Annotated in this window: 14 protein-coding genes; 9 read left to right on the top strand and 5 right to left on the bottom strand. The window is 44.8% G+C overall.

What is annotated here, in order from left to right; genetic code table 11:
* The coding region (locus tag IGQ44_08780) for a TIGR00300 family protein (protein ID HIK38071.1) at window positions 1-1,569 on the top strand (1,569 nt) is incomplete at its 5' end.
* A 263-nt stretch (window positions 1,570-1,832) separates the two neighbouring features.
* Here the strand turns inward: IGQ44_08780 and IGQ44_08775 are convergent.
* From IGQ44_08775 to IGQ44_08765, 3 genes are all read right to left on the bottom strand, one after another.
* Entirely contained in the window at window positions 1,833-2,675 is an 843-nt protein-coding gene (locus IGQ44_08775) for a hypothetical protein (protein ID HIK38070.1), read from the bottom strand.
* A 163-nt stretch (window positions 2,676-2,838) separates the two neighbouring features.
* A complete protein-coding gene (locus IGQ44_08770; GenBank protein ID HIK38069.1) occupies window positions 2,839-3,177 on the bottom strand; it encodes a rhodanese in 339 nt (112 codons plus the stop codon).
* Between the two features lie 101 nt (window positions 3,178-3,278).
* Window positions 3,279-5,648 carry a DUF3488 domain-containing protein gene (locus IGQ44_08765; GenBank protein HIK38068.1) on the bottom strand — a complete coding sequence of 790 codons (2,370 nt, stop codon included), beginning with the start codon at window positions 5,646-5,648 and terminating at the stop codon, window positions 3,279-3,281.
* Window positions 5,649-5,825: 177 nt separating this feature from the next.
* On the opposite strand from IGQ44_08765, the gene def reads away from it, so the two are divergent.
* From def to IGQ44_08740, 5 genes are all read left to right on the top strand, one after another.
* The gene (gene def / locus IGQ44_08760; GenBank protein HIK38067.1) at window positions 5,826-6,395 is read left to right on the top strand and encodes a peptide deformylase; all 570 of its coding nucleotides are present in this window, start codon (window positions 5,826-5,828) and stop codon (window positions 6,393-6,395) included.
* A 108-nt stretch (window positions 6,396-6,503) separates the two neighbouring features.
* Complete coding sequence (locus IGQ44_08755; protein ID HIK38066.1) at window positions 6,504-6,848, top strand: YbaB/EbfC family nucleoid-associated protein; 345 nt, start codon at window positions 6,504-6,506, stop codon at window positions 6,846-6,848.
* Between the two features lie 218 nt (window positions 6,849-7,066).
* Window positions 7,067-7,552 carry a low molecular weight phosphotyrosine protein phosphatase gene (locus IGQ44_08750; GenBank protein HIK38065.1) on the top strand — a complete coding sequence of 162 codons (486 nt, stop codon included), beginning with the start codon at window positions 7,067-7,069 and terminating at the stop codon, window positions 7,550-7,552.
* A 103-nt stretch (window positions 7,553-7,655) separates the two neighbouring features.
* Window positions 7,656-8,048 carry a hypothetical protein gene (locus IGQ44_08745; GenBank protein ID HIK38064.1) on the top strand — a complete coding sequence of 131 codons (393 nt, stop codon included), beginning with the start codon at window positions 7,656-7,658 and terminating at the stop codon, window positions 8,046-8,048.
* A 500-nt stretch (window positions 8,049-8,548) separates the two neighbouring features.
* Entirely contained in the window at window positions 8,549-10,183 is a 1,635-nt protein-coding gene (locus tag IGQ44_08740; protein HIK38063.1) for an ABC transporter ATP-binding protein, read from the top strand.
* A 7-nt stretch (window positions 10,184-10,190) separates the two neighbouring features.
* On the opposite strand, the gene IGQ44_08735 is transcribed toward IGQ44_08740, so the two are convergent.
* Complete coding sequence (locus IGQ44_08735; protein ID HIK38062.1) at window positions 10,191-11,099, bottom strand: MoxR family ATPase; 909 nt, start codon at window positions 11,097-11,099, stop codon at window positions 10,191-10,193.
* A gap of 204 nt (window positions 11,100-11,303) precedes the next feature.
* On the opposite strand from IGQ44_08735, the gene IGQ44_08730 reads away from it, so the two are divergent.
* The 3 genes from IGQ44_08730 (at window position 11,304) to IGQ44_08720 (ending at window position 15,970) form a co-directional block, all read left to right on the top strand.
* Window positions 11,304-11,756, top strand: a complete 453-nt coding sequence (locus IGQ44_08730; protein ID HIK38061.1) for a DEAD/DEAH box helicase family protein — start codon at window positions 11,304-11,306, stop codon at window positions 11,754-11,756.
* A gap of 1,428 nt (window positions 11,757-13,184) precedes the next feature.
* Window positions 13,185-15,041: a protein phosphatase 2C domain-containing protein gene (locus IGQ44_08725; protein ID HIK38060.1), complete on the top strand. Its 1,857-nt coding sequence runs from the start codon at window positions 13,185-13,187 to the stop codon at window positions 15,039-15,041.
* Window positions 15,042-15,151: 110 nt separating this feature from the next.
* On the top strand, window positions 15,152-15,970 hold the full coding sequence (locus tag IGQ44_08720) for a TlyA family RNA methyltransferase (protein HIK38059.1): 819 nt from the start codon (window positions 15,152-15,154) through the stop codon (window positions 15,968-15,970).
* An 11-nt stretch (window positions 15,971-15,981) separates the two neighbouring features.
* Here IGQ44_08720 and IGQ44_08715 read toward each other — a convergent pair.
* The coding region (locus IGQ44_08715; GenBank protein HIK38058.1) for an FHA domain-containing protein at window positions 15,982-16,313 on the bottom strand (332 nt) is incomplete at its 5' end.

The raw sequence follows: 16,313 nt of genomic DNA, 5'->3' as shown, positions 1-16,313 counted from the left end.
CCCGGCGCCTTCGATAGCTACTCCAACCGCCTCATCGAAATGCGGGTGCCTCCAGAAAAACGCATCCCCATCGATGAAGCCGATGCCGTCAATTTCGCCTGTAACGCGGTCAATATCGACGATGTTATCATATTAAACAAGGCTAGTGCAGGTCTGGAGCAACAGTTAAGGGAAAAAGGATTCCAAGTAATCCAAACCCCCCTCACAGAATTCCTCAAAGCCGGTGGCGCCGCCAAATGTCTCACCCTTAGACTGACTGAGCCTATCCTCGAAACCGTCCATGCCAATGAACCCATTATCACCCGCGTGGTGGAAATGCATGGACACCTCTTGGACACGGGATTGATGAGCCGTGCCCTGGACATCATTGTAGCAGAGGGTGGCAGCTTCAAAGTACTCAACTTCAACCTGGGTTTGGAAAGGCAATCCCCCTCCTCCGCCCAAGTGCGCATCTCCGCACCCTCCCTTGAAGTAATGGAGGACATTGTCAGTCAGCTGATTGACTTGGGCGCCGTCTCCCTCCCCCAAGAGGAAAAGGATGCTGTCTTAGAAGTGGTAGACATGGATGGTGTCGCCCCCGACGACTTCTATGTTACTACCATCTACCCCACAGAAGTAAGAGTTAAAGGCAAATGGGTTCGTGTCGCCAATCAGCGCATGGATGCCGCCATTGTGGTGGATGACAGTGGAGAGGAAGTGACGGCCACCTGTAAGATTCTACGCGACTTGAGGGTGGGAGATAAGGTGGTGGTGGGAGTAGAAGGCATCCGCACCGTCATCTCCCCCCAATCCCGCGAAGAGCGTCACAAAACTCAAGAATTCAGTTTCATGAGTGGCGGTGTCTCCAGTGAGCGTCGCGTTGAGCTGCTGGTGGAACAAATCGCCTGGGAAATGCGCCATATCCGCGACAGGGGCGGGAAAGTAGTAGTAGTGGCCGGCCCTGTAGTTATCCATACTGGTGGTGCCAATCATCTCGCCCGTCTTATCCGTGAGGGTTATGTCCAGTGTCTCCTGGGAGGGAATGCTATTGCTGTCCACGACATCGAACAGGCCATTATGGGCACCTCCCTCGGTGTTGACATGATGAAGGGAGTGCCAGTCAAGGGTGGACACCGTCACCACCTCAAGGTAATTAACATGATTCGTCGTGCCGGCGGCATCGCTAATGCCGTCAAACAAGGCATCCTCACCAAGGGGATCATGTATGAGTGTGTCAAAAACAATGTGCCCTTCTGTCTTGCCGGCTCCATCCGCGACGATGGCCCACTGCCCGACACTATAATGGACCTGATCAAGGCTCAAGAAGAATATGCCCGTCTCCTCAAAGGCACCGACTTGATACTTATGCTTTCAACTATGCTTCACTCGATAGGGGTGGGCAACATGACCCCTGCTGGGGTTAAGATGGTCTGTGTGGACATAAACCCCGCTGTAGTCACCAAATTAGCCGATCGTGGTTCCCTTGAGTCCATTGGTATTGTTACCGACGTCGGCCTATTTTTAAGTCTGTTGGTGCAACAGCTGGACAAACTTGCTCAGGGTTATCAGGTGGCCGCCACGGGTTATTAACTCCTAATCTGACATCCTACTCCACTTATTCCCCTTTATGGGCCCCTGGGTCCTACACCCCACACCCCCCCCGGGGGCCCTTTTCCCTCAATAAATCTATTAAGAATTTTTACTAAAAAGCCCCTGATATATTCCCATTTTAATGATTTTTTATTTCAATAATTAAAATTCAGGAAAGGCCCCCCAAGCGAGAGAAATATATAAAGGGGAATATAAATGAAAATGTAAAGGGTAGACCCTCACTTCCCCCCTCAACCTATCTATTACAGTCCCATAACCCCTTTCATGTCTTTTATACTATGTCCTAATTGCCATACCATCTCCTCTATTTCTTTCGTTTTTACCAATTTTTCTAGGTCTTCTTGCCATCTTTTTACCATATCCTCCCCTGGACATTCTATTATCTCTTCCCTTCTTTCTTCATTTTTCTCCACGGTGCCGTCTTTATTTATTACCAACTTGCCCTGAAAAACTTTTGTAATTAATTCTATCAAAGTCATGCCATTTTGCATAGCCTTACTCTCAATGTCTTCTACTAACATAACAGGCAATTTTACGCTTATCTCTTTCGGCTTTTTCCCACCGTTCACAATCTTTTTAATCTTTTTTGCTGTTATTTGGTGGGGTAGATAACTGTCTAAAACCTCCCGCCATTTTTCCGATAACTCTTCATCATCTAACCCTAACAATACCCTGGCTTGGGACTCATTTTGCGGAATTATATTAAAACCTGCCTTTATCAATTTTATTGCGATGAAAGCGGCAGCAATTATCTTATTTGCCCTCCACAACGGGTAGTTTACCGCTTTTTCACAATACTCTTTGAAGGATTTATACCTTCTTCTGTACAAACGGTAATATTTTACCTGATACAATTCCCATCCTATTTTTAAATAGCTAAACCTGTGATATTTTATACTGTTGGTAATGGCATCCAACTGACTAGATCTACCCTCCTCATTTAGATAGTAACACTCCTCCAAAATTGTACGATAAGGCTCATTCACCCTCTCCCAAAACAACTCGTCGTCTCCCTCCTCCCCAACACTGTATAACAGTGCCGGCGAATATTTCTCTTTTCTTCTTGCAACTACTCTCTTTCCCATGGTTACCTGGAATAAAGCCCAAAAAAAAAGTGAGAATTGTAATTATACACCTCGGGCAGTCATCGGGAAAAGTCGTCCGTGGGATTATTTTCCAGCCACAAACCCCAGGGAAAGTAGGCAGAATAAGCCAACCCAGTCACCATTTAGTCAGTAGTAACCCAGTCTAGTAACGAGGTATGCTAGGATCAACTAGGCGAGAATAAGCATCAATGCCGCCGATTACGTTTTTTACATCCCGAAAACCCTGACTAGTCAGCCATTGACACATGTTGGCAGACCTGATACCATGATGGCATATGACTATAGTCTCTACCTCCGGATTCAATTCTTCCTTGATTCTATGACGCCAACTTTCATACTTGCTTAGGGGATATAACTTAAAACCGGGGATGAAGGCAATTTCAGCCTCCGACTCCTCCCTCACGTCAACCAATTGCACCTTTGAGTCTTTGTCTGCTAAAATCCTTGCCAGTTCCTCTACACTAATACTGTTAATCTTCATTGAAATCAACCCCTGACCAGTATAACCGGTTTTCCTCACACAGAAACCGATAATAGGGCGTCCAACGATTATAACAATTTTTGACCGCTCCCTGGTGAAAATTATTTGCTACTAACAGAAGAAGAAGGTAGCAAACGGGAAAGACTGCGTTTTAACAATTGATACTGAGAATACAGATAATCCACATTGGGAGTAATCCCACCATAACGCCACTTAACATAACTGTCACAAATCAAGGAAACAATCTCTTGCTGTTGGGGAGTGAGAAATTCTCTTAAACTCTCACTATACTCTCTTGGGGTTTGAGCAGGATTTTTGGGGTAACCCTTTTCCCCTAAAAATTCTAACATCTCCCGGTAAAGTCTTTCTGGGGGTTGTAGTCGTGATAGGTGACGGTAATGCCATATCCTCCTCATAATGTCAATAGCAAGCCACCCCAGAAAAGCCAATGCAATTAACCCTAAAACCCCCACCAAAATCCCTATCAGACTCCCGGTTACAAACTGCCATAAGCCTACCACCAGACTAGACTTTAATACCCCGACAATGGCATCTGTTATTCTTTGAAACACTATAGTTATAAAGGAAGTCACTGGCGAAGGCAGCCACCCCGCTATCCACTTCCAGAAGATTCCTAAAACTCCAAAGGGATTATCATCCTCAAACGACTGGGGAATTATCTCATACCCCGGTAGGGGATTAAATTGAAACCAACCATATCTGGGGAAATAGACTTCCGTTAGGGCATGGGCATCGGTATTATGGACTAGATAATACCCCGTAAAAGGATTAAACTGTCCCGTGTCAAAACCAACCACAAAACGGGCAGGGATATCTAATGCCCTTAACATCATAGTGTACACCGTGGCAAAATGATCCGGCAGTCCGCCTCCCTGTTTCAAAAAGGCAGTTACTAAATCCTCCCCCTCCTTCAAATAAAAATCTGTCCTCACCTGGTAATTTTGTTTCATGGCCTGTGCCAGATATAAGGCTTTATCATAATTGCTGGGGAGTTCCCTGCCGGCTTTATCTAATAATTCCCTGGCTTTTACCCTTAACCTTTGCTTTAATTGGGGATCAATGCTAAGATAGTACTTACTGATATTATCGGGGTAGTCTGTCCCTGCTTTTTGTAACAATTTCTGACTACGATAAGGCACCTGGGACACCACTGTGTAGGTTAACCCCTCTAATAATCCTCCCGGTGAGCGAAGACTGCCTTCTGTATCCACTGCCACTTGTGCCGCAGGAAAATACAAAAATTGTGGATAAGATAGACTGGGGATAATATTGGGCAAGTCTCTTACCACAGTATAGGTTTGGATAATTTTTTTCGTTTCCCCCTCAAAGGCCGGTAATGAAAGATTAAACTGATAACTCCAAGGATAACGGTTAATGTCAATGGTCTGATTCTCCCTAGATATTTCCCACCCCTGTCCTGTATAATGGTCAAAGGCTAGTACCCTCCAAAATCCTGGAGCTTGAGAACGTACCCTTAATACTAGTTTCCTTTCAGTTATAAAGGCCTTTAGATTCTGGTTAATCTTACTGTTAAACCCGTAATATCCTAATTCCCACTCCCCTTGTTGTTTCTCCCCGCCGACGTTACCACCAACTCCACCACTAGTAGTTCCCGTTATCTCCCCTCTTGGTGTACCATCAGGATTATACCCCGGATTGACAATGCTCCTGTTAGCACCCTCCTGGAATCTTAGATTTTCAAACCCCTCTGGCGCACTTACGGGAAAACTCTGGATTTGATAGCTGGGATAGCGGGGCATTATAGCAAAAATAAATAATCCTAGGGTGACAATTGCCAGGCAAGAGGCTATTATGCGTCTGGGGGAAAGGGGAGTGTTTTGCCAATAATCCCCTGATTTTTTCCTTTCCCCCTCCCCCATGGCGGTAATAGTTTTCTCCCATGGAGGCAACCCCATCCTTGAGCGATAATCCAAAATAAGAGTAGGAATACCCAACAACAGTAATAAAAACAACCAAGGCGCAAAGGCTAATGTCTGCGATAGGGTCGCCGCCACCCCCGTTAAAATTAAACCAATAACCATGGAATAGCCTAAATCCTTACGACGGGGTAAGTCAAAGCTGTGCAAAACCTGTAGCTGTATCAAGAATTCTGCCAACACCAAACGAGTATCATGGAGATTTTCAAACAATTTGCCCATAAATGCCAGCAGCGTCAATATCATGGCAAAGGCTAGGGCAAATTTTATGGCAATATTCTTCTCCCTCCGTCGCTTCCAACTTACCACCGCGCCCATTATACTTAGGGGTATTGCCCAAAAACTAAAAGGGTGGGGGTTAGCTGAAGCTATATCAGTGGCAATAATCCCCACTATTACCATCATCTGGACTAATATTCTCAGTAGAATCGACTCTTCTGTTTTCTCCCGCGACGGCGACTCCAGTTTCTCAATTATCTCTTCCCATTTTGCCAGTCTTTCTTTTATCCCCATACTGCCCCATCTTGACATCTTTTTTTATCTTAGACCATAACTTCTTCCAGCCATTATCAGTCTCTCTTTTCTCCTGTTGGCACTAGGTTTCTCTTCGGGTTAAGATGGAACTGTTAGCATTAATTTACCCTAGACCACAGTCGCAGATTTACACCCAATCCCTTTTATTTTGCAATTATGACTCTATCCAGCATTGCCATTGAAAAACAAAAACCTGCTAGAGCGCCCCTTACCCTACATTATCTTGGAGATCCAGTTTTGCGTCAACCGGCACAACGGGTTAACAGGATAGATGACAATATCCGGCAATTAGCCAAACAGATGTTGCAAACTATGTATGCCGAAAATGGCATTGGTTTAGCGGCGCCTCAGGTGGGTGTCAATCAACAGGTTATTGTCGTCGACTGTCAACCCGATAATCCCGCCACTCCCCCCCTTATTCTCATCAACCCTGAAATTACTAAGTATAGTAAGGACTTGTGCGTCTTTGAGGAAGGCTGTCTCAGTGTTCCTAACGTGTTTTTTGAAGTAGTACGACCCAGAAGTATTGAGGTAACCTACAAAGATGAGACGGGGAGAAAGCAAAAACTAAAGGCATCAGGCTTGTTGGCGCGGGTAATCCAGCATGAGATGGATCATTTAAATGGTATTCTCTTCGTAGATAGGGTAAAAAACAGTGTCGCCTTGGGGGAGGAGTTGAGGAAAAAAGGATTTTCTCTAGCGGCAGTTAAACCTATTGCCAGCTAGTTAGCCATATTTGCAGTTGGCCGTGATGGGTTTTAGGGGTATAATTTTCTTGTTTTTGTTTTGGACTTTTTAACAAGACAACCAGTTAGGGAAAAGAAATAAGCCACTATGACTGAGAAGAAAGGATTTAGTTTCGGCTTGGGCAAGATGAAGGAATTGGCTGCTGCCTTTCAGAAAGCCCAACAAATTCAAGAAGAGGCTAAAAAGCTGCAGGAAGAATTAGAAACTATGCAACTTGTTGCCCAGAGTAACGATGGTACAGTTGTAGTAACAATTACTGGCAACCAAGAGCCCCTTAGGGTAGAAATTAAACCAGAAGCCATGCAATATGGTGCGGAAAAACTCTCTGAGGTGGTTACAGAAGCCGTCAGGAATGCCTACCAACTCTCCACCCAAACCATGAGGGAGAAAATGGAAAATCTAACCAGCAGTATTAATCTCCCTGGTGTCTGAGAGAAGCCTATGACCATTATAGGGTGTGTGTGGTCAGCCACAGTCTCCTTCATCCCACTGTATGGGCCTATATTGACAAATTCCCGTCAGGGATATACAATGGCGGACTTCCACTTCCACCCCCCATTCCCATTATTGCACCCCTTGTTTTTGTTTTTCGTTTTTGTTTTTCACTTTTCCACCCCCAAACCCTACATACTACAGTTTACTGGCCATTAATGAAACAGTTGAAAATTCTGTTTGTCTGTCTTGGTAACATCTGTCGTTCTCCCGCCGCCGAGGCTATAATGAAACACCTAGTAGAGAAGGAAGGGTTATCCCATAGGATTTTTTGCGACTCGGCTGGCACTTCCGACTATCACATCGGCGAGTCTCCCGACAGACGTATGCAAGCCGCCGCCAAGAAACGGGGCATACAAGTGGAGGGCAAGGCTAGACAAATTGAGCCCTTTGACCTAGAGTACTATGATTTAATCCTTGCCATGGACAAATCCAACTATTACGACATTCTAGCACTCGACCCTGCCGGCAAATATAAAGACAAGGTTAAATTAATCTGTGAATTTGCCACTACTTTTGATGACAAAGAAGTTCCCGACCCCTATTATGGGGGAGAAGCGGGGTTCAACTATGTCCTAGACTTGCTTTTAGATGCTTGTAGTGGACTACTTGCCCATTGCAAAAAACTCCTGGCTGATTCTTAATTTCCTTCTTTTTTCTCCTCTCTTTTTTTTCCTGTTTTTCCTTGTCATTTTCTCCTGGTTATTCCCTTGTTTATCCCCAATGTCTCCTCGATTTTGCTCTCTTTTGTTTCTCTTTCTTATAAGCCTTTCCCTTTCTTCCTGTGCTTCCCAAAAACAAGCTGCCTGCCGTCATATTTTCTGGACAGTTAAAGATTTAAACCGGCAACTCCAACCCTTTTTTGCCAGTAGAGACAGTAAAAAAGTTGCCGATGCCATTCCCATCTTTCAACAACACTCTCAAAAACTTCTAAACCTCCCCCATGAGGAGCTTAGAAAACACAGGGAAGACTTAGCCAATATTTTCCTTCAGTACGCCGCCGTTACCTCTGATTTTCTCTCTGCCAAAGCCACCAAAGACACCGAAACCGTTATCTTTTCCCTCCAAAAACTCCACTCTCTCAGTCAAAAACAGTCTTCCCTTCTCGGACAAATCCATCTCCACTGCCAGTCTCCCTAACCGACCCCCTTGACAAAAAATCCCCGCTATGCTAGAGTGGTTGCAAGAATGGACGGCAGGACAGGTGACTGCCAGGGTTGTTGCTGACCATTTTTTATTCAAAAATAATTTTCAAGTATAAATAAAAAATAAGGGGCCGGAGATTCCATCCACAGAAGGGAAATAGGCTCATTAGACCGCAAAAATCTATAAAATTTGGCAATAAAAAATTGCGCATCCAAGGTGATTAGGTAGTCCTTTCGCCTGCCGCCCCCCTTACATCCAAGCAAAAAAACGGCGAGAGGTCAAGAGGAGGACTGGGATATAACAGAGGTTTACAAACATTACATGGAAGAGTAGAAGGGAGAGGGTATCACCAGGTTTATGACAACCCCCTGTGGCAGGGAAAGGGGAAAACCTTTTAAAAAAGCGCCCCCTTATCCAGAGGAACTAGTGAAGTAGCCGGCATTTATGATTAAATAAAATCTGTTGCGTATCATGGCGGCCCACTTGCCTGTAGTATGAATAATTACTTATTGGCAGTAGAAAATCTCCGCATCGGCTACCGGAAAAACCGAGTTTGGGCAGTGGACGGGGTGTCATTCCAATTGCAGCCTGGGGAAGTAATGGCTTTGGTGGGAGAATCAGGATGTGGTAAATCCAGTATAGCTAGGGCGATAATGGGACTACTGCCTTCTGATACCGTGGTAGAAGGGGATATTAAATTTGAGGGCCAGTCCATATTCTCCTATAACAAAACCCAATGGCGTCACTTCCGCGGCGAGAGGGTTGGTTTGGTTTTTCAAGATCCCATGACACGTCTAAACCCCCTTATGACAATTGGTAATCACCTCCTAGAAACCTTAAAAGCACACCACCCCCGTCTATCCCCACAACAAGCCAGGGAAAAGGCGGAAAAATGTCTGGAAGCCGTAAGAATCCCCCCCGACAGATTCCACCAGTACCCCCACGAACTCAGTGGTGGCATGCGTCAAAGAGTGGCCATTGGGTTAGCCATCCTGTTAGAACCTAAGTTGATTATAGCAGACGAGCCTACCACTAGCCTTGATGTTACCATAGCCCGCCAAATTCTTGAAGAGTTGACCTCCCTCTGTCGCCAACGGGGGATGGCACTATTGTTGATTTCCCACGACTTAGCTTTGGTCGCTAGATACTGTGAGAACATAGCTGTAATGTATCAAGGCCAAATAGTGGAAATGGGGGCCGTCAGAGATGTCATCTACAACCCTAAACACCAATATAGTCGTACACTCCTACAAGCCGCCTTCCGTCTACACCAGCATGATTCCAACCCTAACCGCCACCGGGGGGATAACAACCAAACTCCTCTTTTGGAGCTAAAAAATGTAAGACAGTATTATACCCTGACGGGCAATTTCCTGCAACAATGGTTGAAAGGGTTGAAAAAGGGCAGCAAAACCATCAGGGCTGTGGATGATGTTAGTCTAAGGGTTTGGGAAGGGGAAACAGTAGGAATCGTGGGCGAATCTGGCTGTGGCAAAAGCACCCTCTCCCGTACCATCTTACAACTACTCCCCCCACAAGCCGGACAGATTCTCTGGCGGGGCCAAGATGTCTCCACCTTCTCTGGCAAACAATTAAGGGCTTGGCGAAGAGAAGTACAAATGATTTTCCAAGACCCACATGCCTGTCTTAACCCCATGATGACTGTGGGAGAGGCCATTGCTGAACCCCTGGTTATCCACCGTTTGGGTAATAAGAGAGAAAACCGTCAAACAGTAGAGGAAATGCTCTACCGGGTCGGTCTTGATCCTACTATATACTACAATCGTTATCCAAGAGAACTATCTGGAGGACAACAACAACGAGTGGCAATAGCTAGGGCCCTCATTACCCATCCCAGGCTAGTTATTTGTGACGAACCTGTGAGTATGTTGGATGCTACAGTTCAAGCACAAGTATTGGAGCTGATGTTGGCACTAAAACAAGAATTCAATCTTACTTATATATTCATAACCCATGACCTATCTGTAGCCCGTTTCTTCTGTAACCGCATTGCCGTAATGTACCAGGGCCAAATAGTAGAATTGGCCGATACCCACACAGTCTTTCACCAGCCACAACATCCTTACACCCAAACCCTGCTGGCTTCTTCCCCCTCCCTTGTCCTATGAGTAGCCTCTACTCCCAGGGCACACTGTCCAATAGACGGGCGACAATGGCTCTGCTATTCTTACCACCCGCGGGAATCAAACGGTGACACAATACACTAGGAGCAATAAACTTAATATCATCAGGGATCACATAGTCTCTCCCCTCCAGAAAGGCAAAGGCCTGACAAGCTTTCTGTAATACCACCGCCCCACGAGGACTTATACCTAGGGTAATGTCATCGTCATTGCGAGAGGCATTTACCAGGGTTACTATGTACTTTTGAATCTCCTTTGCCACCCTCACTGAGGACACCTGTTTTTGTAACTCTAGCACCTCTTCCAGTGTTATACAGGGTTGTAATTCCTCCACCGCAGTAGGGTTAAATTGCCTCTCCAACATTTCCAATTCCTCCTCAAAGCTAGGGTAACCCAAACTCAAGGAGATGGCAAACCTATCCATCTGTGCCTCTGGCAGGGGGAAAGTGCCCTGGTATTCCACGGGATTCTGGGTGGCAATCACAAAAAAAGGAGAGGGTACTTTTCTGGCTACTCCATCTACCGTAATCTGCCTCTCCTCCATCACCTCTAGTAGCGCTGACTGTGTCCTAGGAGTGGCACGATTTATCTCATCCGCCAATAACACATTAGCAAAGGCCGGCCCAGGAATAAACTCAAATTCCCTAGTATTAGGATTCCATACATTAGTGCCAGTAATGTCGCTGGGCAACAAGTCCGGGGTACATTGGATTCGTTGGAATTTCCCATTGATAGACTTAGCTAGGGACTTAGCCAACAGCGTCTTCCCCACCCCCGGTACGTCTTCCAACAAGGCATGGCCACCGCTTAACAAAGCCACCAGTACCAGTTTTATAGCCTTCTCCTTCCCTACTATTGTACGGGACAGGTTTTCCTTCAGAATGCTAATCTTCTCCCTCATTCCTCTTCCCTCTTTCTTCAGCGCTTCTATTCTACTGTAGTCAGAAACCCCAATCCTAGCAACTGTTCCCTGGGATGCACAATTTCCCCCTGTTAACAGGACAGTAACAGAGAAAGGTTCGTATATGTTTAAACAAGGGGATGTAGTCAAGGGCAAATTCTAGAGTGAAATCATAAAAGTAGCCTTTAGTGGGGAAATAGGGCAATACGCAAGTATTTTCGGGGCCACAAGTCTAACCAGAAACCATGTGGATCACTTAATACCCAAGGAGGAATTTTTACTCAACCGGCATGGAAATCATTTCCGGCACTAGGAATAAAACGCTACCGATATGCATCCTCCTTTGCACCCTTATTAGCAGTAAGTATTTCAAAAACAGCCCCTCTGCCTCATCAAATCGAGGCGGTGTATAGTTATGTCTTAAGACTCCCCCGTATTCGCTTTTTAATTGCCAATGCTTCTGGCGCCGGCAAAATCATCATGGCCGGGTTGATTATTAAAGAGTTGAAATCACGACATGTTGCCCAAAAAATACTTATTGTCCGCCCTAGGCATTTAAAATGTCAATGGAAACGAAAACTGAAGGAGAAATTCGAGGAAAACTTTGATATTTTTGACATACGATCTGCCAAACCTACAGGCAAAGGATTTGGGTAGATAAAAATTAGGTTATTTCGTGGCATTTCTATAGCAGAAAGCCCCAGGACTCCATTCCATATATAACCTAACTATTTTGATTATATTATTTATGTGGTGGTGACAAAACAATACTATTTCGTCAATTTTTAAAACAGCAGAGCTTCTCTAAATTCATTCTCCCCCCATGTTTTATTTTTCAAGAAAGCAGTGATTATCCGAACGGCAAAAAGAAACAGGAAATGTGGGGGATATTATAGGAGCCTAATTGTAATTTTAAGAAGCTGTAAAATCAGTGATAAGATAAATGTCACGGGGAGTCATATTGTTTCTAAAAATAAATTGGGTCTCCCTCTATGGAACCAGGGGTATCCCTGCAGAGCAACCATTGGAGATGGGGAATTTACCTCCATTCAAAAAGTGGGAAAGTAGAGGAATTCAAAAAGATAGAGTCGAGAAAATGAGGTAGCTATGTATGCCCATCATCACCCAATCCTTTGCCACCATTTTGCCCTACCCCGACAACTATTTTGACGTTGTATTAACAGCTCTACCCTATTATTACAATGCACCCCCTTGTTATCTTCATCAACGGCATAAATGTTAAAAAAAATATAATAAAAATCTATAAATTTGTATTTGTCATAGGCCAATAACCATTCAGGGTACCAAATTTTTATCATCTGCAATTTTTTTCAAAAAGAATAAACTGCATTATCCCTACATAAAAATAGAAGATCTAAAAGAATAACAGAGGAGAAAGCAAAAAAATATCTGCCTTAACGCCCGCTAGAGAAAAAAAACAGGATACCATGGCTGGTAATAAGATTCCGCTCAAATACTTGCTCCAGAGGATTTGAAATTGGTACTCTTAATAGAGGGCAAAAAAGAGATCATTGAAGATACTAATAAAATACAAATCTAGCGTGGGGATGCAAGGCTTTGAGAATATAAGAGAGGTTATTACTTCTTGTGTGGTTCAAGGAAATTTGGCCAGTCTCTATTCATAGACACCCTTAAACGGACTTTCTGGCGGGAAAAGAGTTATTTGAAGGACTTTATTTGGAGCACAACTGGAATTGGGGTGTTAACTTACACTTAATATACAAGAATAAGGCCTAGAAGACAGTTGTCCTTAGATTATAAAAAAACACAATAATAGCTACAAAGACCTGGAATATACCAATCGACGCGGTTATGGGCATTGGAGAAGCCAAGGCAGGGTACGTAGTTAAAACCGCCTGCCCCCAGTCACCCCTTGGGTGGGAATTTTTTCAAATGCTTGTATTTCAGATATTAGTAACAGACCCCCTACGAGTATCATAGAATTAGGTGCTAAAACGCTAGCCCTAGTTGCTCATCCCCTGATATCATCCCCCATACCCTGTATATTACCACTGTATATTCAACATCCCATTTTCCTTGGCCACTTTGCTTTTCGCTTTTCCCATGACGGATTCTTTTCCTCAGATTCGCTGTATTGTTAAAAAGTGTAAGGCCTTTAACCCCCTGACGGAGAAATTTTGTCGCCGTTGTCATACCCCTGTGGTTAAGCGTTATCTACGTGTTGGTGGGAGGCTGTCTCACAATTATTCAGTTGGGGATTTGTTGGCAAACCGCTTTTTTTTATTAGAAAATAACATAGTCTTGGACACAAGACCAGACTTATTGCCCACCGCCGCAGATGAAATCTCCCCCATAATGGTGTCTTATTTACGTCTGTTTAGTCATCGTCTTCACCTTCCGCAAATCTACGGTTGTATTGAAGGAGAAAAGGAAGCCTTCCTCTTGGAGTATGACGGCATACCCCTAGATGATGAGGGGAAACCAATGCATCCCAACTTGTTTCCTCTCCTCCAAGACGAATTGGAAAAAGCCTCCCCCCTTAGACAAGTCAACTGGTTATGGCAGATGCTACATCTTGTCAGGCCACTGTTTAAGCAAAAAGTTTTATCTAGTCTTTTGGCACCCGACAATCTCGGTACTTGTGGTAGTATCCTTAAGATAATCGAGTTAAGGTTCGACGGGGATTCCCCACCAACTATCAGAGACTTCGGCAAGCTTTGGGCTACTTTTTTAGACAAATTTCACCCTTCAATCAGAGATATAATCGGGAAAATTGTCGCTTGTATAGAACAATCTTTAATAACAGATTATGACCAAGTATTGGAAGTTTTAGACCAGGTGGCTTTTATTCTGGGTAATAACTATTACAATCGCAGCTTTAAAATAATCACGGCTACCGACGCAGGCAAAAAGAGAAAACACAACGAAGATTCTTGTTATCCCCCCACCAATGAACTAAAAAATACCAAAAGTGGAATCGATACTTTGGTGATAGTGTGTGACGGCCTGGGAGGACAAAAATCGGGAGAAATTGCCTCCAATATGGCCATAAAAATAGTCCAAGAGCAATTGAAAAAAAGTTATGAAAAAACTCTCAAAGAAACTCTAAATAGTAAAGGCTGGCTACCCCTCATTGATGCTGCCAAAATCCACAAAGCCATCACCATTGCCAATGACCAAATTACAGCATTGAATGACCAACAAAAACGTAAAGAACGAGAGCGAATGGGTACTACAATAGTAATGGCAATGGCCTGTGCCCACGAAATTCATCTAGCCAGTGTAGGCGACTCTCGGGTTTATTGGATTACCAAAGACGCCTGTCATCAGCTAACAGTAGACGACGACTTGGCTACTAAAGAAGTGAGAATGGGTTGTGGCTTTTATCGTCCCATTGCCGCCAACCCTCGCACCGGTGCACTTCTACAGGCTTTAGGCATGGACTCCTCCCGCAAGTTAACCATCCACATCCGCCGATTCATCTGTGACGAGGAATCCGTATTCTTACTATGTTCCGATGGTCTCTCCGACTATGAGAGGGTGGAACAGTACTGGCACTCTCACATACTACCCATCATAACCGAAGGAGCCGACCTGAAAACCACTGCTAACAAACTCATAGAAATTGGTTTAGGAAAAAATGGACATGATAATATTACTGTCGCCTTGCTACATGCCAAACTGGAGGAAAAAACACCAGAAGCCCCGGAAGCACAATTGTCGTGGCAACATCTTACAGAGATTATCCCCTCCCTTGCCTCTCCCCAGCCTTCTAACACGGGTAAGCCGCAAAACCTTCTCTCTCTTGGCAAGAGGGAAATGACTATGGTGATAGCCGTTGCTGCCGTTTTATTGGCAACTTTTCTTTGGTGGCATCAAAAGTCCAACAACAACAAGTCCAGTCTTTGGCATTATAAGTCCCCGGTCACTATTACAGCCCCTGAGGGGGTTGGGATGTAGGGGATAGAGGTTAGGGATTTGGATGTAGAGATTTTCGTCTTGTTGTCGGGCATTAAATATTTAGTTAAGATGTTTAGTTGGAAGGGCAGACTGAATAAGACTAACAAGCCTTGACTACTAAGGAGAGATTGGATCTGTTGCTGGTCAGGTTACAACTGTGTGAGGGCAGGAGCATCGCCCAGAGGTTGATCCGTGCAGGCAGGGTGAAAGTGGGCGGACAAATTGTCGATAAACCAGGCACTCCTGTGGCACTTGACAGCAAAATCGAACTATTGGCAGAGATGCCCTTTGTCTCCCGGGGAGGAGAAAAACTGCAAAAGGCCCTGGACGAGTTTCAAGTTTCTGTGGAAGGCAGGATTTGCATAGACGGCGGTATAGCTACTGGTGGCTTTACCGACTGTTTGTTGCAAAGGGGGGCAAAAAGGGTTTACGGTGTAGATGTGGGTTATGGACAAGTGGCATGGAAACTTAGACAAGATAGCCGCCTAGTACTACTGGAAAGGACTAATTTTCGTTATCTGACACCCCAACTCCTCTACGGCGGCAATCAACCCCCAGCTGACTTAGCAGTTATGGACTTGTCCTTTATCTCTCTTACCAAAGTCCTCGCCACCCTCTGGAATCTACTGGTTTCCCCTAGGGATGCTATCCTTCTGGTAAAGCCTCAATTTGAGGTGGGAAAAGGCCAAGTCGGCAAAAATGGTGTTGTTAGAGACTGTCAACTACAGGCTGAGGCTGTTTACAATGTACTACAGCACGCCCTCTCCCTGGGATGGTACTATCAAGGTCTCACATTTTCCCCTATCAAAGGCCCTGCCGGCAATGTAGAATACCTTCTCTGGCTAAACGACACCAACAAAACCAAAAGTCCACCCTCCTTCACAGAAATCAAACAACTGGCTCACTACAGCCAGAAGGTGCTCACATAGGGTGGACTAGATTATTCACTGATTACTGTTTCCTTACTCATAATCGTGTCCTTGTTCAACATTGTTTCCTTCGTGGAATCCCTGCCAGTAACACGACGTTGTGGCCGTTGTGTGGTATCCCCCCCGGCAGTATCCGGTGAGTCGCTAATATTGATTTTTATTTTTGGCCCCGAACTGGCTAGACGAATCACCATCCCATCCTTTAGGATGACCTTGTTTACCTTCTTGCCGTTGATGAAAGTCCCATTCGAGCCTAAATTTATCAGTGCCCATTCCTTCCCCCACGGACGTATTTCTAGGTGATGTCTTGATACAACCGCACTATATAGTATTACATCGTTGT

Source organism: Geminocystis sp. M7585_C2015_104 (assembly GCA_015295805.1).
Classification (GTDB): domain Bacteria; phylum Cyanobacteriota; class Cyanobacteriia; order Cyanobacteriales; family Cyanobacteriaceae; genus DVEF01.
The sequence above is the reverse complement of the archived record's forward strand: the minus strand, read 5'-3'. Positions and strand labels throughout refer to the sequence as shown.